The sequence below is a fragment of the Rheinheimera sp. genome (assembly GCF_037442345.1).
Classification (GTDB): Bacteria; Pseudomonadota; Gammaproteobacteria; order Enterobacterales; family Alteromonadaceae; genus Pararheinheimera.
The window spans coordinates 131,784-153,162 of record NZ_JBBIQL010000001.1 but is presented as its reverse complement, the minus strand read 5'-3'; the positions used below and the strand labels follow the sequence as shown (position 1 = coordinate 153,162).

The 21,379-nt window shown below is 53.3% G+C and carries 18 protein-coding genes; 13 read left to right on the top strand and 5 right to left on the bottom strand.

The annotated features are described in order from the left end of the window. The first annotated feature begins 89 nt into the window (after positions 1–89). The gene (locus WKJ04_RS00720) at positions 90–2,849 is read left to right on the top strand and encodes a TonB-dependent receptor (protein ID WP_337878668.1); all 2,760 of its coding nucleotides are present in this window, start codon (positions 90–92) and stop codon (positions 2,847–2,849) included. Positions 2,850–2,859: 10 nt separating this feature from the next. After that, positions 2,860–4,710 carry a phytase gene (locus WKJ04_RS00715; RefSeq protein WP_337878667.1) on the top strand — a complete coding sequence of 617 codons (1,851 nt, stop codon included), beginning with the start codon at positions 2,860–2,862 and terminating at the stop codon, positions 4,708–4,710. Positions 4,711–4,993: 283 nt separating this feature from the next. Here WKJ04_RS00715 and WKJ04_RS00710 read toward each other — a convergent pair whose 3' ends face one another. Then, positions 4,994–5,698: an SIMPL domain-containing protein gene (locus WKJ04_RS00710; protein ID WP_337878666.1), complete on the bottom strand. Its 705-nt coding sequence runs from the start codon at positions 5,696–5,698 to the stop codon at positions 4,994–4,996. 139 nt (positions 5,699–5,837) lie between these two features. Between WKJ04_RS00710 and WKJ04_RS00705 the strand changes: the two genes are divergently transcribed. From WKJ04_RS00705 to WKJ04_RS00690, 4 genes are all read left to right on the top strand, one after another. Beyond that, entirely contained in the window at positions 5,838–6,581 is a 744-nt protein-coding gene (locus WKJ04_RS00705; RefSeq protein WP_337878665.1) for a dienelactone hydrolase family protein, read from the top strand. 52 nt (positions 6,582–6,633) lie between these two features. After that, complete coding sequence (locus WKJ04_RS00700; RefSeq protein WP_337878664.1) at positions 6,634–8,589, top strand: alpha/beta fold hydrolase; 1,956 nt, start codon at positions 6,634–6,636, stop codon at positions 8,587–8,589. A 67-nt stretch (positions 8,590–8,656) separates the two neighbouring features. Then, positions 8,657–9,793, top strand: a complete 1,137-nt coding sequence (gene rlmC, locus WKJ04_RS00695) for a 23S rRNA (uracil(747)-C(5))-methyltransferase RlmC (RefSeq protein ID WP_337878663.1) — start codon at positions 8,657–8,659, stop codon at positions 9,791–9,793. Positions 9,794–9,891: 98 nt separating this feature from the next. Then, the gene (locus WKJ04_RS00690) at positions 9,892–11,457 is read left to right on the top strand and encodes a PAS domain-containing methyl-accepting chemotaxis protein (protein ID WP_337878662.1); all 1,566 of its coding nucleotides are present in this window, start codon (positions 9,892–9,894) and stop codon (positions 11,455–11,457) included. Between the two features lie 46 nt (positions 11,458–11,503). Here WKJ04_RS00690 and WKJ04_RS00685 read toward each other — a convergent pair whose 3' ends face one another. After that, positions 11,504–12,007 carry a histidine phosphatase family protein gene (locus WKJ04_RS00685; RefSeq protein ID WP_337878661.1) on the bottom strand — a complete coding sequence of 168 codons (504 nt, stop codon included), beginning with the start codon at positions 12,005–12,007 and terminating at the stop codon, positions 11,504–11,506. A 63-nt stretch (positions 12,008–12,070) separates the two neighbouring features. Here WKJ04_RS00685 and WKJ04_RS00680 point away from each other — a divergent pair, with 63 nt between their 5' ends. From WKJ04_RS00680 to WKJ04_RS00650, 7 genes are all read left to right on the top strand, one after another. Further along, entirely contained in the window at positions 12,071–12,691 is a 621-nt protein-coding gene (locus WKJ04_RS00680) for an energy transducer TonB (protein ID WP_337878660.1), read from the top strand. Between the two features lie 17 nt (positions 12,692–12,708). Beyond that, the gene (locus tag WKJ04_RS00675; protein WP_337878659.1) at positions 12,709–13,275 is read left to right on the top strand and encodes a sigma-70 family RNA polymerase sigma factor; all 567 of its coding nucleotides are present in this window, start codon (positions 12,709–12,711) and stop codon (positions 13,273–13,275) included. Beyond that, entirely contained in the window at positions 13,262–13,813 is a 552-nt protein-coding gene (locus WKJ04_RS00670; protein WP_337878658.1) for a hypothetical protein, read from the top strand. The genes WKJ04_RS00675 and WKJ04_RS00670 overlap by 14 nt, the downstream gene beginning before the upstream one ends. 88 nt (positions 13,814–13,901) lie before the next feature. Continuing rightward, complete coding sequence (locus WKJ04_RS00665; RefSeq protein ID WP_337878657.1) at positions 13,902–14,408, top strand: M48 family metallopeptidase; 507 nt, start codon at positions 13,902–13,904, stop codon at positions 14,406–14,408. Then, the gene (locus tag WKJ04_RS00660; RefSeq protein WP_337878656.1) at positions 14,405–14,899 is read left to right on the top strand and encodes a gamma-glutamylcyclotransferase family protein; all 495 of its coding nucleotides are present in this window, start codon (positions 14,405–14,407) and stop codon (positions 14,897–14,899) included. Before WKJ04_RS00665 ends, WKJ04_RS00660 begins: the two co-directional genes overlap by 4 nt. 10 nt (positions 14,900–14,909) lie before the next feature. Beyond that, the gene (locus WKJ04_RS00655) at positions 14,910–16,121 is read left to right on the top strand and encodes a serine hydrolase domain-containing protein (protein WP_337878655.1); all 1,212 of its coding nucleotides are present in this window, start codon (positions 14,910–14,912) and stop codon (positions 16,119–16,121) included. A 67-nt stretch (positions 16,122–16,188) separates the two neighbouring features. Then, a complete protein-coding gene (locus tag WKJ04_RS00650; RefSeq protein WP_337878654.1) occupies positions 16,189–17,667 on the top strand; it encodes a hypothetical protein in 1,479 nt (492 codons plus the stop codon). A 439-nt stretch (positions 17,668–18,106) separates the two neighbouring features. On the opposite strand, the gene WKJ04_RS00645 is transcribed toward WKJ04_RS00650, so the two are convergent. The 3 genes from WKJ04_RS00645 to WKJ04_RS00635 form a co-directional block, all read right to left on the bottom strand. Then, positions 18,107–20,068: a hypothetical protein gene (locus WKJ04_RS00645; RefSeq protein WP_337878653.1), complete on the bottom strand. Its 1,962-nt coding sequence runs from the start codon at positions 20,066–20,068 to the stop codon at positions 18,107–18,109. Positions 20,069–20,143: 75 nt separating this feature from the next. Then, positions 20,144–20,938, bottom strand: coding sequence for a 23S rRNA (guanine(745)-N(1))-methyltransferase (gene rlmA, locus WKJ04_RS00640; protein ID WP_337878652.1), 795 nt, complete (start codon positions 20,936–20,938; stop codon positions 20,144–20,146). Continuing rightward, the gene (locus WKJ04_RS00635; RefSeq protein ID WP_337878651.1) at positions 20,938–21,330 is read right to left on the bottom strand and encodes a VOC family protein; all 393 of its coding nucleotides are present in this window, start codon (positions 21,328–21,330) and stop codon (positions 20,938–20,940) included. The genes rlmA and WKJ04_RS00635 overlap by 1 nt, the downstream gene beginning before the upstream one ends. Positions 21,331–21,379 lie beyond the last annotated feature (49 nt).

Here is a 21,379-nt window from a genome sequence, read left to right as displayed (position 1 = left end):
GCGCAGGACCGGCGCTGGCCGACTTTGGCCTGTCACAGTCCGACAGCAGACTGATGCTTATTGTTTTTCAATAGGATCAGGGAATAGTTATGTCTGTGCTTCATAGAAATACCAGAGGTTTTAAAAAGGCCCTGCTGGCCAGTGCTGTAGCCCTTAGCTGCAGTTCACCTGTGCTGGCGGCTGAATTATCAGGCCGGGTGCTCGACAGCCGCGAGGTGCTGCTGGCCGGTGTTCAGGTCAGTATTCCGGCACTGAAGCTGAGCAAAGTCACAGGCCATGATGGCCGCTTTGCTTTTACCAACCTGCCCGAGGGCAATTATCAGCTGGTGCTGAGTTACGCCGGTCGCTCACAGCAACAACAGCAGGTCCAGCTCAATGGCTCACTGGTCTTGGGTGATCTGAGCCTGAGTAGTGTCGATGCCAATATTGATAAACTGACGGTGCAGGGCCAGCTGAACTCGGCCAGTAAAGCGCTCAGTCAGCAGCGTTTTGCCACCGGCATTGTCAGTGTGGCGACCACAGATGAACTGGGGCAGTTTCCGGATAAAAACTTAAGTGAATCTCTGGCCCGTCTGGCCGGCTTGTCGGTGGAGCCGGATCAGGGCGAAGGCCGCTTTATCCGGGTGCGCGGTCTGGCACCGGATTACAATACGGTCACTTACAACGGCACTCAGCTGGCTGCGCCGGAAGCAGGCCGCCGGGCTGTGGCGCTGGACGTGATCCCGTCCGATTTACTGGCTTCTGTCGAAGTCAGCAAAACCATTGCCCCTGAACAGGCGGCCGGCTCTTTGGGCGGCACCGTCGATATTAAAGCCATTTCGGCTTTTGACCGGCGCGACAATTTTTACAGCCTGAGCGCTGAGGGCAGTTACAACCAGCAACAAAGCGAAACCAGCCCAAAAGTTTCAGGCGTGGCGACGGGCATTTTTGATATAGGGGCTGATCAGGATGCATTGGGCGTGGCTTTTTCCGCCTCTTATGCCGACCGCGACTTTGGATCCGATAACGTGGAAACCGGCGGCAGCTGGGAGCTGGATGACGAGGCACTGGAAGAGTTTGAACAGCGCCAGTACAGCATCAGCCGCAAACGCCAGGGCGCAGCGCTGAATCTGGACTACCGGCCAGGCGGCGACACCGACTACTACCTGCGCACCCTCTACAGCGAATTTGTTGACACCGAAGTGCGTCAGAGCTTACTGACTGAATTCAGCGACCCTGTGCTGGCCGGTGCCGACAGTGGCGCTGAACTGGTGCGGGGTATTAAAGCCCGTGAAGAAAGCCAGAGCATCAGCGCTGTGGTGCTGGGGATGAAACAGCAACTGGATGTCTGGTTCTGGTCGTTGGAAGCCGGGGCCAGCCAGGCGGACGAAGTGACACCATACAGCCTGGCGGATGGTCAGTTTGCTGCGGAGTTTGATGAGGGGGTGAGTTTCAGCGGCCGCGATGTGTTGCGCCTGCAGGCGCCAGAGGCTGCTTATCAGGCGGGCAGCTATGAGCTGAATGAAGTGGAAGTGGCGGACACCCGCACCGAAGAACGTGAACATAACTTCAAGCTGGATTTAGGCCGTGAGCTGCTGACCCACTGGGGCGCAGTGGAAGTAAAAGCCGGTGCCAAATTCAGTGACCGTAAAAAAACAGCGGACGAAAGCCTCTGGTTATTTGAAGACTTCGAAGATGCGGGTATCAGTGCGCTGAGTCTGTCCGATTACAGCACCGGCAACGCCCGTTATGGTCTGGACCGCTTTGGCCCCGCCATCAACCCGGATCGGCTGATGGCCATGCTGAATACACTGGACAACAGCGATTATCTGGACGAGGTGGAGTCACAAATCAACGATTTCCGCGTGGATGAACAGATCCAGGCGGCTTACCTGCAGGGCAACTGGCAGGGCGATGGCTGGCAGGTGCTGGCGGGCAGCCGCTATGAGCATGAACAGCGCGACGCCTTCGGCAGTCAATACGACGACACCAATGAAGAGTTCAGCCCCCGCAGTTACAGCGGCTCTGAAGCCCATTGGTTGCCGGCAGTGATCAGTAAGTTTGAGTTGTCCGACAACAGCCTGCTGCGCGCTGCGGCCACCAGCTCTTTGGTGCGGCCGAACTTTGCCCAGTTGGCTCCGGCCTTTTTACTGGAAGAAGATGACGATGAACTGGAAGCCAGTTTTGGCAACCCGGCGTTGAAATCGCTGCGCTCCACCAACCTGGATGTGGGGGTGGAGTATTACCCGGACGCGTTGGGTGTGCTGTCGGCGACCTTGTTTTACAAAGACATTAAAGACTTTATTTATGCCACAGATTTAGCCGGCCATGGCGAGTACGCTGATTTCAGCGCCGCTGAAACTTATGTCAATGGGGACGATGCCAGTCTTTATGGTCTGGAGCTGAACCTGGTGCAGCAACTGAACGCTTTGGGTGGCTTCTGGCAGCATTTTCTGGTGTCCGCCAACCTGACCCTGACCGGTTCTGAGGCGCAGATTAGTTGGTACGATGACGGGGAACTGATGGTGCGGGATATTGACCTGCCCAGCCAGTCAGACCGCACCGCCAACCTGGCTGTGGGTTATGAAGATGAAAAGTGGAGTCTGCGCCTGGCGGCCAATTACAAGTCAGAGTATCTGGTGGAAGTAGCGGAGCTGGACGATGCACGTTATGACCTGTTTTCCGACGCGCAGCTGCAATGGGATTTCAGTGCCAAATACAAAGTCAGCCCGGCACTGCAGCTGTACTTTAATGCGGTGAACCTGACCGATGAGCCTTATTACAACTACACAGGCACGCGCCAGTTTAATGCGCAGTACGAAGAATATGGCCGCACTTTTGCTGTTGGTGTGCAGTTGAGCCGTTGGTAAGGAGAGCCGGATGACTGTTTTTTCTCATAAATTGACGCTGCTGGCGGCGCTGTGTCTGAGTGCTTGTGCCACTGCCACCACTGCACCTGAGGTGCAACTGGTGACTGCTGAATTTACTGTGCTGCCGGGGGATGAGGCCGTACAGCTGCGTGATCATCAGGGCAAAGTGATAGGTCAGTGGGCCGGTCGTTTTGAACGCTTTAAGTTGCTGCAAGGGGCACAACACAGCTGGTTTGCTGCGGTGGATACTGAAACCAATCAAGTGCTGGTGGGCCAGAAAGAAGCGGCACAACCCGCCCGGATCCTGCAGCAAACCAGCACTGAACTGGTGGTGGATGACCTGTGCTGGTACTACAGCCAGGCCAACCAACAGTTGAGTTTGTTTTTAATAGGTGACCGCGGCACTGGCGAGCAATGGTTGCTGGCGCAGGACGGCAAATGGCTGGAAAAAGCGTTGCCGGTGCGCCGCCTGAACCTGCCGACCAATGCGAGCGCCTGTGCTGTTGATCAACACAAAGGCCTGTTGTACCTGGCTGAAGGCGATACCGCACTGTGGGCTTATTCGGCCGAGCTGGAGCAGGCGGAAGACCGCCAGCTGATTGACGTCCGGGCGCCAAAAGGTCATCTGAGCGGCGAAATCAAAGCGCTGGAGCTGACGGCTGAAGGGGACTTGCTGGCACTGCAAGCAGAGCCTGCTGTGTTGTTGCGTTACCGGGCCGGGGCTTTGGAACAGGCACCTGTCAGGCAGCCTTTAACACTGGAAGAACCTGAGGTGCTGCAGTTGACACAACAAGGGCTCAGTGCCGGGGCGCGTGCCTCCAGACTGAGTCAGCTCAATAGCACAGACAAAGCCGGGCAGATGCCAGGTTCAGGTGTTACACCAGCTTTTTATCAGTTAAGCCCAACGCTGGAGACGGCGGCGGTCAGTTACCGCGGCGATGCGATAGACGACCCGGCGGTGTGGCAGCACCCGAGCGATCCGGCGAAAAGCCTGCTGTTGGCCACCGACAAAAGAGCAGGCCTGGCGGTGTACAACATGCAAGGCGCACAGCAGCAGTTTTTGCCGGTCGGCCGGGTGAATAATGTGGACCTGCGGTATGGCTTCCATTATCAGGGCCAGACCCTGGCGCTGGCATCAGCCAGCACCAGAGCAGACAATGGTATTCAGTTGTTTGGCATCGACGCGCAGGGCAAAGTCAGCACACTGGCCCGTATAGCGACCCAACTGCAGGATATTTATGGCTTGTGTATGTATCAGCCAGCCGGTACCTCAGCGTTTTATGTGTTTGCCAACAGCAAAGACGGCACTGTGGCCCAGTATGAAATCAAGGCGTCAGACCAGGGCCTTAGCGGCCAACTGGTGCGTCGCCTGAAGGTGCCGTCGCAGCCAGAAGGTTGTGTGGCGGACGATAAGCAGCATCAGCTGTTTGTGGGTGAAGAAGATGTTGGTATCTGGCGTTTTGACGCCCGCGCCAATGCCACACCCCAGGGGGCGCAGATCATCAAAGCCGATGGTCAGATGCTGGTGGCCGATGTGGAAGGCCTGGCGTTATGGCAGGCGGACCAGCCTTATCTGCTGGTGTCCAGTCAGGGCAATGACAGTTATGTGCTCTATAAAGCCACAGCACCTTATGATGCAGTACTACGCTTTCGTATTCGGTTGAACCCACAACTGGGGATCGATGGTTCATCGGAAACCGATGGTCTGGAACTTTCCACCCTGGATCTGGGGCCTGGTTTTGAACAGGGGGTGATTGTGGTGCAGGATGGCCGCAACAGGATGCCAGAACAAGGCCAGAACCTGAAGCTGGTGCCGCTGGAGCAGTTAAAGGCCGTATTACAGCAGGCAGGTTTGAAATAACAGCAGTTCCGTATGCAAAAGCCGCTGAATTCAGCGGCTTTTTTCTGTTAATCATCACATCTGTGGCAAGGGTGATAATTGCGTTTGTGTTTTTTATGGTGGCGATGGTAATGGCGCTCCTCCACCACAATTACGGCTGGGGCAGGTTCAACCACAACTGCAGGTACGTACAGGCGTGGAGGCTCGATTCAGACACTGGGGCCGGATACGGCGCAGCCGGATAACAAGAACACGGCAATAAATGGCACAAGGCTAAGACTTAACTTCTTCATGGCATGGCTCCTTAATCCGACAGGTAATAATCCACGGTGGCAACGACCCGTACTTTTTTGATGTAAGGGGTATTGCTGTCGCGGTCACTGATGCTGAACTGGCCCTGGCTGGCGGTTTTAATTTTGCCAAGCTGACTGTCGGAGTCGGTGGCAAACTTGCTGGCCACTTCGCGGGCGTTGCGGGTGGCTTCTTCAATCATGTCGGGTTTGATCTCATTCAGGCCGTTGAAAATAAACTCGGCCTTGCTGTCGTAATCCTGACCGGCGATGGCGATGCCACTTTTACTGAGCTCCAGTAAACGGGTCATGGCCTGATGGGCTAAATCCACATTGCTGCTGTACACAGTGACGGTCGAGGTGGCGCTGTAGCGCATTTGCCGGGTGTTGGGATCGTAATAGCCGGCCTGCCGGTCGACTATTTGAGGGGGGGCAACGGAAATTTCATTCTGGCTGAACCCCTGCAACTTTAAAAACGCCTGCACCTGCTCATTTTTTCGTTCAATGCTGGCCACCAGTTTGCTCAGATCATTATCCGCATCACTAAACTTCACCGGCCAAATCACGGTGTCGGCGGCCACTTCCCGCTCCGACAGCCCTTTGACCTGTACCACCCGTTCCATGGCACGAAAATCCAGCACGGCATGACCCAGGATGACGGCAGCGCCAACCAGACCAGCAGAGACAATAGCGGCGGCGAGCCAAGGCTGTTGTTGCATAAATATTCTCCTTAGTTGATATCGGCCAGTGTAGGTGGCCGAGACTGAATGCCGAATTAATCAAAATCCACCTGCACTCTGGTGTGTGGTGCGGTGCTTAATTACTATAAACGGCCAGACATCTTGGGGATTCTTTCTTATGCAGGTTGAACAACAGCAACTCACGCTCAATACAGCGACAGGCCCGATGCGGGTCTATCAGTACCAGCCCCGTGGGGCGGCACAATCCGGTAGCAGTTATCCGGCGGTGTTGTTTTATTCGGAGATATTTCAGCAGACGGCGCCAATCAGCAGAACCGCCACTCTGTTGGCGTCTCACGGTTTAGTGGTGCTGGTGCCGGAAATTTTCCATGAATTAAACCCGGCAGGCACTGTGCTGGCTTACGACGACGCCGGTAAAGACAAAGGCAATCAGGACAAATGGAGCAAACCGCTGGAGCAGTACGATTCCGACAATCAGGCCATGCTGGTGTATCTGCAAAGCCTGCCGTATGTCCGCCCGGAAGTCGGCGCCTTTGGTGTCTGTATTGGGGGGCATCTGGCGTTTCGGGCTGCGCTGCAGCCACAAGTGAAAGCCGCCTATTGCCTGTATGCCACAGATTTGCACAGTGACACGCTGCCCACGCTGACTTCAAAGCAAACTCTGGCGCTTAGTCCACAGATAAAAGCCGAACTGGTGATGGTTTGGGGCAAACAAGACCCGCATGTGCCAGCAACAGGCCGTGCTGAGATTTACCGGCAACTGACAGAAGCTCAGGTGAAGTTCAGTTGGTTTGAATACAATGCTGAACATGCGTTTATGCGGGATGAAGGGGCCCGATATGATGCAGCTCTGGCAATGGAGAATTACTCCAGAGCAATTGCTCTATTTAAAATGATGTGAAAATTTGTTAGGTTGTTGCTCGATAGTGAAGTTGTTTTGGATAAAGGAATAAATGGAATTTATGAGAGTGATCGCCTCTTTTTTTATGTTTTTGTTTTTCTTGTTTGCACAACCTGGTGCAGCAAAAACGAATGAACCTGATTTAACCACATTGTTGGCTCAGCATAGTACCTACACCGACGTCAAAATATCACCGGATGGCAAGCATCTGGCCGCGGTAATACGGGTAGAAGGTAGGCGCGCATTGCTCTTTATCGCACTGGACGGCTTTCAGATGGTAGGGAGTGCTAAATTTCCCGGCTTGATGGAGGTTGGAAGTTATCAGTGGGTGAATAACGAGCGTGTGGTGATTGAGTTAGCGGAATCGAGCCCCTGGAGCGAAGAACCGCTGTTTTACGGTGAACTGTTTGCGGTCAATTACGACGGCAAAAAGTCGGAACTCATTTTTGGTTACCGTGCCGGAGAGCAGCAGATAGGAACCCGTTTTAAAGCGAAAGAAGGGCGTCGCGCCTGGGGGCGTGTGGTGGATACCTTGGAGAAAGATGACGACACTATTCTGATCACCGCCACCAACTGGAGTGCCAGCGGCGATGGGATGGCCGAGATCCTGAAGCTGAACGTCTACACTGGTGCCACTAAGCGTCTTGCTGCTGCGCCAGCACCTTATTCCAGAATTATTACCAACGCGCAGGGAGAGCCCAGGGTGGCGGTCACGACCACCAAAAATTACCTGCAAGATGTCTATCTCAGGGAACAGGATCAATGGACTAAATTACCAGCCCAATGGTTTGGTGAAGCGGTCAAAGTTGTGGCCGTCAGCGCATCGGATGACAGCTTGATTTTACTTGATCAGAAAGACACTCCGATGCCAGCTCTGAGTAGGATGGATTTTCAAGGTCAACGCAAAACCATTTTCACCGATGCAAAAGTCGGCATTACGGATGTTGAGCTGACCAAACAGGACCAACAGCCTTATGCATTGCGCTTAGATGACGGTTATCCGGATTATGTCTTGCTGGATAAAAAACGGGTAGAGAGCCAGCTGTTTAAAGAACTGGTCTCAGCATTTCCGGGCGAAGTGCTGACCATTACCAGCCGCAGTTCAGATGATAATACCTGGATTATTTATGCATACAGCGACGTCAGTTCCGGGGCTTATTACTTGTACCAGAAAAAGGATAATTCGCTACGCAAGTTGTTAGACCGGAAACCAGAGTTGCTGCAACACAAATGGTCGACAACAGAAGCTATCAGCTACACCTCATTCGATGGGTTGCCTATTCAGGGGTATCTGACCAAAGCGAATAAAGCACAAAGTAAAGCCCTGGTGGTTTTGGTGCATGGTGGTCCACATGGTGTGCGCGACTACTGGGGCTTTAACGAAGAAGTACAGCTACTGAGTCAAAGTGGTTACAACGTGTTGCAGGTGAATTATCGTGGCTCAGGCGGCTACGGCGCCGAATTCCAGCAGGCCGGTTATCTGCAGTGGGGGGGCGCTATCCAAAAAGACATCAGCGCAGGGGTTCGTTATCTGATAGCACAGGGCGTTGCCAGTGCCGACCAAGTGTGCATTATGGGCGGCTCTTTTGGGGGCTATTCAGCCATTCAGTCTGCGGCTGTGGAACCTGAACTGTACCGTTGTGCTATTGGTGTTGCCGGTGTTTATGATTTGGAGCTGATGAAATCCGATGGGGATATACCCTTGCGTTCTTTCGGTATCGCTTATCTTGACCTGGTATTGGGGACTGATCCGGCGCTGTTGAACGCTTTTTCTCCGACACACCGGGCCAGCACTATTAAAGCGCCTTTGCTGCTAATTCATGGCAAACGCGACAAACGGGCGCCCTATAGTCAGGCTCAGGCGCTGCGCTCCGCACTGGATAAACAGGGCAAAACTTATCAGTGGTTAGAATTTGATGATGAAAGCCACGGCTTTTATGACCCACAAAACCGGAAAAAATACTTTGATACTGTGCTGAGTTTTTTACAGCAACACCTCAAGCCCTGATCAGGCTGGCGGAAGGCAGGCGGGCTGGTTTACACTAGCCCGTCTTTTTTTCGGGCGGGAATTTCTGGTGTATTGTGCGCAATTTACTGCAGGGCTTTGTCGCTCCTGCTCGGAAATAGAGCTGGATTATCAACAGCAGTTGCAGCACAAACAACAGCAATGGCTTGGGTTGCTTGAACCTTTTTCACCCGATCAGGTGGACGCTCCTTTTCCAAGCCAGCAGTCGGCGTTCAGAACCAAAGCCAAAATGGTGGTGTCGGGTTCCAGCGAGCAGCCAGTACTGGGGCTGACGTCAAGCTCTGGCGAAGCGGTCGATTTAACCTCCTGTTTATTGTATCCGCCGGCGTTTTCATCCGCCTTTGCACTGGTGCAGCAGTTTATTCAGCGTGCCCGGCTGCAGCCTTACCAGGTCGCCCAGCGCACCGGCGAGCTGAAGTTTATTTTGCTCAGTCAGTCGAGTTTCAGTGGCCGTTTTATGTTGAGGTTTGTGTTGCGCTCACAAAACCATCTGGCGTCCATTCGTAAACATTTGCCCTGGCTACAGCAACAATGGCCAGAACTGGAGCTCTGTTCGGTCAATCTGCAGCCTGTGCCTATGGCACAACTGGAAGGGGAGACCGAAATTCTGCTGACGGACCAGCTGTATCTGGCGGAACGGCTGAATCAGGTGCCTTTGTATCTGGCTCCGCAAAGCTTTTTTCAGACCAACCCACACGTGGCGGCAGCCTTGTACCAAAGCGCTGTGGACTGGACGGCGCACTTGCCGCTGCAGTCGGTCTGGGATTTGTTTTGTGGTGTGGGTGGTTTTGGTTTGCATTTGGCCAGCAGCAGGCCCGGCATTCAACTGACGGGCATTGAAATATCCGCTTCGGCCATTGCCAGTGCCCGCAAAGCAGCCGCTGAACTGCAACTGGAGCAGCCGGAATTTATGGCATTGGATGCCAATGCCTTTGCCATGGCGCAGCAGCAGGCTCCGGATTTATTGCTGGTCAACCCGCCACGCCGTGGTTTAGGACCGGCACTATGCCAGCAACTGCTGCAGCTGGCACCAGCTTATGTCTTGTATTCCAGCTGCAACCCTCACAGCCTGGCAAAAGATTTAGCCCAGCTGACATTGGACTACCGTCTGATAAGGGCCCGCCTCTTTGATATGTTCCCGCATAGCCAACATGCCGAAGTGCTTGTATTGCTCAGCAAAAAATAATTTCCCTATTTTCTGTTTTTGTTTCTGAACTGCTGCTAGTTTTTATCAGAATTATCATATCTCTGATTAATTTTTAGCTCAAAACAAGGAGAGCAAGGATGCGTAAGAACCTGCCTGTCACTGCAGTAGAGCGGACCTTTCCCAAAGAACAACAACTGATTTCATCAACCGATATCAAAGGCAGCATTCAGCATGTTAACGATGCTTTTGTTGCGATCAGCGGGTTTTCGCGGGAAGAGTTAATAGGGAAACCGCACAATATTGTGCGGCACCCCGATATGCCCGAAGCGGCTTTTCGCACTATGTGGGGCTATTTACAGCAAGGAAAACCCTGGATGGGGCTGGTGAAAAACCGCTGTAAAAATGGGGATTATTACTGGGTGAATGCGTATGTCACTCCTATCACAGAACATGGCAAAGTGGTGGGTTATGAATCTGTACGTACTTTGCCCAGCCGGGAGCAAGTCAGCCGGGCTGATGCACTGTATCAGGCGATTAATCAGGGTAAAACAATGCGCCAGGTCAGTGCCGAATGGCCAAACGACATGATGTGGGAACTGTTGCCATTGGCTTTGGTACTCATCAGTGCCTTATTGTGGTTTTGGCAAGGTGCGGCCTGGGCTGCGGGTGGTTTTTTACTGAGTACCCTGTCCGCCATTTTATTAGGGGTCAGCCGCTACAGAGGGGCGCTGGGCAAATTAAAGTCGCTGAACCCCAGCCCATTTATGGATGATTTGGCGGTGTTGTCTTACACCGAAGACAGTGGCTTGCTTGGCAAGCTGGAAGTGGCCTTATTAGCCGAGCTGGCGCACTTAAATGCGGTTATTACCCGGATTGAAGACTCATCGACCACAGTTGCCAAACAGTCCAGCCATGTGATGAAACGGTCCGTCGAAGCGGCCGACAGTATCCGTCAGCAGCAACAACAGACGGAGCAGGTCGCGACGGCGATGAATGAAATGACCACCACCATTGCTGAAGTGTCTGCCCATGTGCAGGACACGGCCACACAGGCGGATGATGCAGATCAACTGGCGCGGCAAGGGGCGCAGGTGGCAGGTCAGGCCCGCCAGGCTATTGTACAGCTGCAAAACACAGTGAATAACATCAGCAGCTCGGTAGGGGACCTGGCGCAGCAAACCTCCACTATTGTTTCAGCAGCACAGATGATTGAACAAATAGCGGAACAAACCAACCTGCTGGCATTGAATGCCGCTATTGAAGCGGCGCGGGCCGGTGATCAGGGCCGTGGTTTTGCTGTGGTGGCTGACGAAGTACGCCAGCTGGCGTCCCGCACCACAAACTCCACCAAAGAGATTTTTGGCATTATTCAGCAGTTGTCCGACAAAGCCAAAGCGGCGGTACTGGTGGCTCAGGGTGGGCAACAAGATGCAGAGCAGGGCGTGGCACAGGTGAATCAGACAGAACAAATGTTGTCTGGTATTACCGCGGCAGTGACCAGTATTGCCACTATGGCTGGCCAGATGGCGGCAGCGGTGGAAGAGCAGTCTCATGTGGCTGAGGATATCAATCAGCAACTGGTCAGTATTTCTGATTTGGCGGCCAGCTCCCTGAAAAACGGCAATGCGGTCAGTGAGCTGGGCCGGGATTTACAGGCGACATCCGAGCAATTACACGAACTGGTCGAGCGTTTTCGCAAATAACCAATCCGTAACCGGGGCAATACGGCTGCATGGATTGCCCCGCATATCAAGGTTTCTTCTGACAGAGCACCGCTGGCTGTACCGCGGCCATACGCCACTGATAACTTTGGTTTTGGCGTTCCAATATGAAAACCTGGCCATAATCCTGCTCTGTCAATTCAGGTGCAGCCTGGGCGCTGAGCTGGCGCAATAAATCCGGTACTGTATTGCTGTGCCCTACGATCAGGCTGTTCTTTTCCGTCTGCTGCAAGGCGGTCATTAAGGCACTGAAATCTGCTGCCGGGTAAGTAGCCAGTCTGGCATCTGGCCAGTCTGATGCCATCAGCTCGGCGGTCTGGCGGGTTCGGTTCAGGCCTGTGTGCCAGACCTGGCTGACAGGCTTTGGCACCAGAGCCGCCATGGCCAGCGCTTGTTGTTGGCCACACAGTGATAACTCTGGGTCTGGACTGCCGGGCTGTTTTTCCGCGTGACGCACCACCACAATCTGTTGCGGCCAGGCCTGCAGCTGCAGGCAGGTTGCAACAGACAACAACACTATTAATTTTTTCACCGCTGATAACCCCTTTTAGCCGGCTGGTTCGTCTAATTCACAAACAAGCCATGGAGAAGAATGATGATGAGCATATCTCAAGCGAAAACCAGTCAGCAATTTGCTGTCGCTATTACTGGTGCCGCAGCAGTGACTTTTTTTCTATTTGTACTGATGCAGACCTTATTGGGCCAGCACGCTGTTCCTGTGTTCCATATCAATTCAGAGCCTGTTGTCCTTTCGTTGATCAGGCCTGACACAGAGCCAGAAAAACACAAAGCTGCTTTGCCTGTGTTTCCGCCGCCGGTACAACCACCTGTGATTGCAAGAAACATTGGGGGTGAAGGGACTGGCCCTGAACTTGTCACCGAACCTCCACGGATCGAACCGCCTTCGTTTTCGGATGATCCTACAGCAGGATTACAGGACAAAGCTGCTTTGCCCCTGGTACGGATTGAACCGAAATACCCGGTGCAAGCCGCCCGAGACGGTATTCAGGGCTGGGTAAAACTGAGTTATTCCATTGATAGTGCAGGCCAGGTCACCAATGTTCAGGTGCTGGAGGCAGAACCAAAACGGGTGTTTGAGCGTGAAGCTATCCGGGCTTTACAGCAATGGAAATATCAGCCACAAATGACAGAAGGCAAAGCCGTGGCCCAACATGGTTTGGTGGTGCAACTGGATTTTGGCCTGGATGCTCAGTAGTCGCAGTGGAGGTGGGTATGGACAGCATAAGCAGAATTGCAGAAGTCAGAGACAGCTGTGCTGAACCGGAATTGCATAAGGCAACACAGCGTGGTTCGCAGGATGTGGCGACATTAGTCAGAATGCATGGGCAGCCGCTGTATTACTTTCTGTTGCGGCAATGCCCCGCGGATCTGGCTGCTGACATTTGCCAGCAAAGCTGGTTGCGGGTGATGGAAGCGCGCTATCAGTTCGAGGGGCAAAGCAGTTTTAAAACCTGGCTCTTCAGCATTGCGCGTAACCTGTTGCAGGATGAAATACGCCGGCGTCAGCGCTGGCGCTGGTTCCATGAACCGGTAGAGCCAGAAGCCGCTGAACAACCTGAACTGGAACTGCAGCTGGCTCAGGAGCAGCAGCGGTTTCGCAGGGCTAATGCTGGTTTGCCCAGAGTGCAACGTGAAGCTCTGCTGTTACAGCTGGAAGGCTTTAGTCTGATGGCGATCAGCGACATTTGTCAGGTGGGGCAAGAAACCATCAAAAGCCGTCTGCGTTATGCCAAAACCGCTATGGCACAACAGTTGGGAGTGGATCATGAGCAAGCTTGATAACAAACTGCAGCAGTTGTATGAGGCAGACAAAGCCACAGCAGCTATGCCTGCTCAGTTGCAGCAGCAATTGTCAGGGTTAAACCGGCGCAGCAAATCGCCGCACTATTGGCCCCAGGCAGCCGCAGCTGTGCTGGCGATACTGGCACTGGCTTATGTCTGGCAGCAGGACAGTTATTACCAAATTCAGACAGTGCAGCAGGCAGGCTACCACCAAGTGCAATTGCATCAGCTCACTGAACATACCGACTCCGAGCAGCCTGAACGCTGGCAACAGCGTTATCAGCAGTATGAACAGGCAAAACAGACCTTAGCGCAACAACAGGCGCTGGTAGGGCAGTTGTTGTTTGAACAGCAGCAGTGGCAGGTAGCGGTTTGTGACCAGTTGCTGGTGAAGCTGGATCAGCAGTTGGCGGAACAGTTACGTCAGGATCAGAGCTGGCGGCAGGGGCAAACCGTTGAGCTGGTGCGTGGGCAGCAGGGCCAGATCCTGGCTATTCGCAGCAGTGAGCGAGCGCTGCACTGCGCAGCTGGTTGAAACCTGCGGCTGGTTAAACTTAAAGTCCGGCTGGACCCGCAGGCAAAATTCATTACACTGCCTGTAGTTTTTGCTGGAGTCTGTTTTGATGTCGTTTGACCCTTTACGTTATGTGGCGGCTTACCCGGCCGGTATTCAGCAGCAAGTGATGCAGCTGGTGGAGCAAGGCCGGCTGGCTGAGGTGCTGCAAGGGCGTTACCCTGAACGCCAGCACAGTATCCAGACCGACCAGGCACTGTATCAACTGACCCAACAGCTGAAACAGCGTTATCTGAAATCGAGCGCCCCGATCAGTAAAGTCTGCTTTGATGCCAAATTACACCTGGATAACAGCCTGGGGCTGCACAGTCAGATCAGCAGGGTTCAGGGCTCGAAGCTGAAATCAAAAAATGAAATCCGTATCAGTGCTTTGTTTAAAAAACTGCCTTTGTCGTTGTTGCAGATGGTGGTGGTGCATGAGCTGGCGCATCTGAAGGAAAAAGATCACAACAAAGCTTTTTACCAATTGTGCCAGCACATGGAACCCCAGTATCATCAACTGGAGTTTGATTTACGGCTTTTTCTGACCCTGAGGCATCTGGAGACCCGCTTATGACTCAACCGGACTGCACACAGCTGTTTGTTTATGGTTTGCTGACCTTTCCTGTGATCACCAAAGCGCTGACCGGGCACGACTTTCAACAGTCAGAGGCGCTGTTACCAGGCTACCGGCGTTTTGGCTTGAGTAAAGATCTGGATGCGGGTTCAGTCCCTGTCTTGATGGCCGACAGCCAGGCAGAACAAGTGGGTGTGCTGTTATCCGGTGTGACGGCAGAGGACCTGGCTATTCTGGACTTTTTTGAAGAAATCGACGGCGGTTTGTACCGGCGTGAGCTGGTACGGGTCTATGCCAATCAGCAATGGCAGAATGCCTGGGTTTATTTAGCCGGGCCGCAACTGGCTCCTTTTGCGGTGGGGCCGTGGCAACCTGAGCAGGTCAGTGCGGCCCAGTTGCAACAGCTGGCAGAACAACAAATTCCTGAACTTTTGCAGCAGTACCAGCTGATGCAAAACATGACTAACAGCAGGGGCGATGCTCCGAATTAAGGGTTCTGGTGTGAGATTAACTGTATTACTGGCGGGCGCCTTCTGTTTGTTTTCCCTCCAGTCTGTGGCGGCGCCGGTGGAGCAGCTGGCCAAAGAGTTTGACCAACATTTCCGGCAGCAACTTAAAAAGGCCAATGTGCCGGGGGCGGCCTATGCCATTGTCAAAGACAATCAAATTATAAAAGTCGGAGCCTATGGTGTGCGCTCTGTTGGCAGCAAAGCCAGGGTGGATGCTTATACGGTGTTCCGGTTGGCGTCTGTGTCCAAAACATTTACCGGGCAGCTGGCATCTATGCTGGTGCATCAGGGCCGCTTTCAGTGGCAGGACCCTGTCACCCGCTATGTTCCGGCGTTCTCCTTTAAAAGTGCCAGCCAGACCAAAGCTCTGAAAGTGGAGCATCTGGTGTCGCAAAGTACAGGGGTGTTTCCCAATACCTACGATGATTTGATCGAAGCGAACCAGACCCCTAAACAGATCCTGCCGAAATTCCGCTACCTGAATCCGCGTTGCACGCCGGGTAAATGTTACGGTTACCAGAATGTGATGTTCAGCCTGATTGAACCTGTGATGGAGAAAACCACAGGCCAGAGTTTTGAGAGCCTGATGGAACAAAAGTTGTTTAAGCCACTGAAAATGCCGACCGCTTCAGTGGGGTATTCGGCTTTTCTGGCGTCGAAAAACCGGGCCATGCCTCATATTCGGGTCAAACGGGGCTGGGCTGAAACCAAAGTCAATCCCAGTTATTACCGGGTGAACCCGGCGGCTGGTGTGAACGCCAGTGTGATGGATATGAGTCAATGGCTGATGGCACAGCTGGGGCAATATCCGGCTGTGTTATCGCCTGTGATGCTGCAGGATGTGCGGCAAAAACGAGTGAAGGTTGCCAATGATTTAGGTGGCCGCACTTGGGGGCAGTATGTCAGCACGTCGCATTATGGCTTAGGGCTCAGAATTTTTAACTTTGCCGGCAATGAAGTGTTTTATCACGGCGGCTGGGTCAAAGGTTACCGTACCGAGATGGCGTATTCGAAACAAAAAGGTGTGGGTCTGGTGGTGCTGATTAATGCAGAAACCAATCTGGTGGGCGACTTATCCACTTATTTCTGGTCCAGGCTACTCAATGCCAAACCTCAGACCAAAAAGAAAATGGCCGCCTTGATGCAACCAGACATGCTGCCAGAAGCGGCAGACGATCCTGTGGGGTCCGAAGTAGCGGAGTAGAGTGAGGCAGAACTGCTGCTATAATCAGAAATCGTAACTTATTCATAATCAAGGAATATCAGTTCGTATGTCCAATGGAGCCCAGAGTCAATCCGGTTATGTTAAAACAGTCAAAACCTTGCTGAGCAAAATCCATGATCTGACCCCGATCAATGATTCCGTCTATGAAGTGGCAACCGACTATTTTCGTCATGCGAAACAGCAGGAAGAGAAGCACCAGCAACTGGTGCTGCAAATTCGTCAACTGGAACAGAAACTGGAGCAGGGTGAAAAAAGTGAGGCACTGCAAAAACAACTGGCAGAAGCAACCTCGGCGTACAAACTTTATTTGCGCATGCTGGATGACAGCCGGGTTGAGCGGTTCAGAGCACTGAAAGCCATTTGTCTGGCGATACTGGAGCTGTCAGAAGGCGACAGTTTTGAAGAGACCAACCAGCTGAGCTCCAAACTCTTGGGCACCATTCAGTTGTTATCCCCCAGTTCCGGTAAATACATGGCGTCGGTGAATCAGCGGCATAAACATTTATACAAAGGTATTCTGAGCCTGCGTTTACTGGACAGGTTACTGCTCGACAATGAACTGCAGAATGACTATGTACTGGCGAAAGTCAGAGCAGAAAAGGAAAAACTGGACTTACCGGATATGGGGTACGGTGGGCAGTATTCGCCTTTTAAACACGATGTTCAGATCCCGTTGCTGATGGCGGCGCTGTTGCAGGATATTGGCACTTTCCATCCTGAAGCGTTGCAGATTCTGCGGGGGCCCGAGGGGGACCTGAATGAGTTTCGCGTACTGGACGACGCAGACAGGGTGGAGTTACTGAAGATCAACTATCAGGAAACCCTGAACTACGTGGTCAAAGGCCTGGCCTGCGACCGCTATGTCGGCAATTCCAAAGAAGAGCGCGACCTGTTTAATAAAAACGAGCAGGACAAGCTGAACTTTGTGTTTACCTTGCTGAAGAACGCCATCAAGCCAGAAGGTGGGGTGGGCAATCTGCTGAAAATTCCGCAAATCTATACCTCTGTGGTGTTGTCAACCAAAGCGAACCACAACTACGAATCGTTACCTAAAGCGGCTCTGGTGCTGCAAAGTGGGGTGGAGCGTGGCTATTACCACAAGGCTGCAGTAGAAGCCCTTCTGCAAATCACCGGCATGTTTCCGCAGGGCTTTGGTATTACCTATATTCCAAAAGACTCCGACAAGCGTGATATGGACAGATACGAGTATGCCATTGTGGTGTCTTTGTATCCGGCCGCTGCCGATATGCCTATTTGCCGGGTGGCCACCCGCAATCTGACCTTTAGTCAGACAGCATCAAATCTGGTGATCAGTGTTGAGAACAACCTGTACTTCCCGCAGGCGCGGAAAAAACTGGAAGTGATGAGCAAAGAGCGGCTGCTGGAAATACTCAGCAAACTGGTGTCCAATTTTGAAGAGCGCAAGAATATGGATCTGCTGCCCAAATGCTGGTATCCGGACGAGTATTTTTCTTACGGCAAACACCAGAATCTGTGGAATAAAACCAGCACAGTGTCGAACTGACAACGCTGTAAAAAAAAGCCCGGCAATAAGCCGGGCGAAAAAAGCGGTCCAGGGAGATAGTGGTAACCGCTTGCGCTAGTACAGGGTAACCAGGTCTTACAACACAGGAAATCAATCTGTAGCCAGCCACGTATCGACCTTCGCTTGAGCAAAATGTTCAATTTATCGTGCTGACTTGCAGTTTCTGCGTGTTCAATAACGGCAGATAGCTCAATAACGGCAGTTTATCCATAGTCTTCGTTCCGATAAAACTATTTAATTAAATGGTCGTCATTGAAAAAAATGATGAACAGGGCCAGTCTGATCCAGACAGCATCCGCAGAATCAGCGCCACAGAATTGGACAGGAAAACCCAGGTTGGCAGGTTTGATGCTTTTTTGGCCGGAACGATCAGCCAGCCCGCAGCCGGACCGGCATCTGAACCGCTGGGGCCGCTATTTCAGCAACGCAGAAAAAAGCAGGCGTAAATTTGCTGGCGATAACAGTCGGTGGTTTTAAACTCGCGGTAGCCACGGCCCGGCGCTATCGCCACTAACCAGTCATGTTGCTGCAACCTGATTTTCTCAGTGCAGGCGCCCTGCAGTGCTTTGCTCAGCAGCCCTGCAGGTAAATCCAGCTGGCTGAGCAGCGGCCAGAGCTGCTCTGCACTGGTCGATACAACTTTGCCTGTGGCATCAATAAAGCAGGCGGAAAAGCCATCGCGACTAGTATGCTGCCCGTTTTTGGGGAGAACATCCGTTAACATTGCACTGAACTGGGGCGCGCTGTCGAACACCAACGCAATGCCACCTGCAGGTTTTTGTTCCTTTATGGGAAATATTGCCGCCTGATACACATAAGTGGCCTTGTCCTGATAAAGCTCGCTGGGCTGAAACGGGCTGACATGGTACAGCGCTGCCGAGTCCAGTTGCAGGCAGGCATCGGCACCGGCTGACGCCGGCAGCCGCTGCAGCAGGGAGGGCACAGAGGCCGCCACTATGTTCTGCTGCTGATCAAACAGATAAATACCGGCATAAACACTGTACAGCTGATTGATATAGCGCAGTTCGTCAGTCAGTTCCTGCTGCAGCTCAGCGCGGATCGCCGGCTGTTGCAGTGCCTGACGAAAGCGGGGGTTTTGTGCCCACCAGCGGCAGTCATTGGCGCGTTCATACAGGTTGCGTTCCAGCATATCAGCAGCCTGCACGGCCATGGTCTGCAGTTCTTGCAGCTGGCTTTGCAGCACCGTCTGACTCAGTTCGCTGACCGAGCTGCTGAACACCTGATGCATATGACGGCCTATACCGCGAATGGCATCCAGCACAGGCACAAACTCGGTGGCAGCTTTGCGGGCGGCGGCAATCACGCCATTGAGCACGATCAGATCCAGCTCGTCACTGACCCGCAGCGAATCCTGGCGGATTTGCTGCAACTGAGGAAATAAAGCGCCAGGGTCCAACGCCAGCCCGGCACTTGCTGCCACTGTCTGGTTCAGCAGTTTTAACGGCGTCCAAAGCTGCAGTTGCCAGCCCGGCCCCACATAGCCCTGGTAGCCCTGGCTTTGTGCAGGGCTGACCAGATAAGGTTCGCCCTGCAAAGATTGCAGGCAACGTTTCGGCAGCAAGCCGGCAGGGTTCTGGTGAGCTGCGCTTTGAAATAACAGCTGGGCTTTGGGCCCAACCAGCCGGAAAAACTGTCCCTGTTGTTCTGGCAACAGTTGCTGACTGATGGCCTGAAGTTCATTGCTGAATTTAAAGCTCAGGCACAAGACGCCACGCACTGTGCCCGCACTGTCGGTTACGGCCTGCAGGTACAGCAGGGCACAGTCTTTCTCGCTAAATAAGGCGCTTGGACCACAGTATTCCTGAAACTGTCCGGGCTGCGCCAGCGCCTGAAGCACATAAGGTTCAGGACGGCCGGGGTCAGGCCTGTCACTTTGCAGCCGGCACAGCAGCAGGGCATCCGGGCTGAACAGCAGCACATCGTCATAGACAGAATAGAATCTGCAGTACAGGCTCAGGTGGTGCTGCAACTGGGCGGTGTCGCTGCTGTCTTGTTGCTGCAGGTAACGGATCAGGACGGCATCTTTGGCCAGAAAGCCAATATCGGCGGTGCGCTCAAACAGGTTGCGGGTGAGTAAATCCAGCGCCAGCTGCACAGAAGCCTGATCGGCCTGCAGTTGTTTACGTCCTTGCTCCAGCAGCAATTGTTCAACCAGATCCTGCTGCAGTTCCTCAAAACGCTGCCGCGTTTCATCCATGCTGTCCAGAATGGTGGATCCCACTTTCAGACAGTTAATTTTGCCAATCAGGCTGACTTTGCTCCACCAGCTGTTCAGTTGCTGTAACTGGCTTTCGTGATGGCCGACATTCTGAAAACAGAGTTTGAGTTCATTTTTATATTGGGTGAGAAATTCTTGCATACACCAACTTCTGCAGCGGTACTGCCTGGTTAATCCGCCGGAGTTTATGCAAAGCTGTTGCCAGTTTTTTCAGTTTTAGTTTTTTTGGTACAGATCCAGATAAAAATCCAGGCTGATAGCCGGCTTTGTTGCGGCAAACCCGTGCTTCTGACCGGGTTTAAATTTCCAGCTTAGCGGTGTCATGTCCAACAAGGCCAAGAGTTCAGCTGCAGGAAGCGCCTGCAGCTGATAACTGAGCTGTTGCCGGTGCCGGTGACAGAAGCCTGGGATCTGCACTATGTCTTCGCTGTGTAACCGTACCTGTGGGTAGACTTGTTGTTTCAGCTCCACCAGGTGCTGGGGGGCGGCACTGACAGCAAGCAGTGTTGCCCCCTTGTTGCTGACCCTGGCCAGCTCCAGTGGCTCACAAGGCGCACACAGCTTCAGGACGGCATCAAAGCTTTGGTCGGCAAAAGGTAAATGCCAGGCGCTGGCCACACAGTACTTCACTGCCGGATAGGCTTTGGCGGCATATCGGACGGCCGTTTTAGCGATGTCGAGTCCATAGACGGTGGTGTCCGGCAACGCCTGCTGCAGCCGGTTGCTGTAATAGCCTTCGCCACAACCCAAATCCAACAATGTGGCGGGTTGGGCACTGGCCAGCAGCGCGTTCAGTGCATCGGACAGCGGCTGATAATGGCCTGCATTGAGGAATAAGCGTCTGGACTGCATCATGTCGGCCGAGTCGCCCGGCACTTTGGAGTTTTTGTGTTGCACTGGCAGCAGATTGACATAACCCTCGCGGGCCCGGTCAAACTGATGGCGGTTGACGCAACCCAAGCCCGCCGGGTTGGGGGTCAGCACTTGTGCACAGACAGGGCAGCGGTACATCAGGCAGTCCGCCTTTGCAGCAGGTCCCATTTATTGCCATACAGATCCTGAAACACCACCACAGTGCCGTAGGGCTCTTCCCGCGGTTGTTCCAGAAATTCGACACCGGCCTGCAGCATACGTTGATAATCTGAGTAAAAATCTTCTGTGTGCAAAAATAACCAGACCCGGCCAGCACCTTGCTGGCCAATCTGGGCCCGCTGCAGCTCAGTGCTGGCTTTGGCCAGCAAAATAGCGCTCTCTCTGGCGCCGCGCGGGCGAACCACCACCCAGCGTTTATCGCCTTGTGGGCTGTCCTCCACCAATTCAAATCCCAGCTGTTGCCGATAAAAAGCCAGCGCCTGATCGTAATCATCCACCAGCAGGCTGACTAAGCTTAAGTATTGGTTCATCCGAAGGCTCCGCCGTAAAAAGGGCTGTATGCTAACGCGTCGTTGCCGG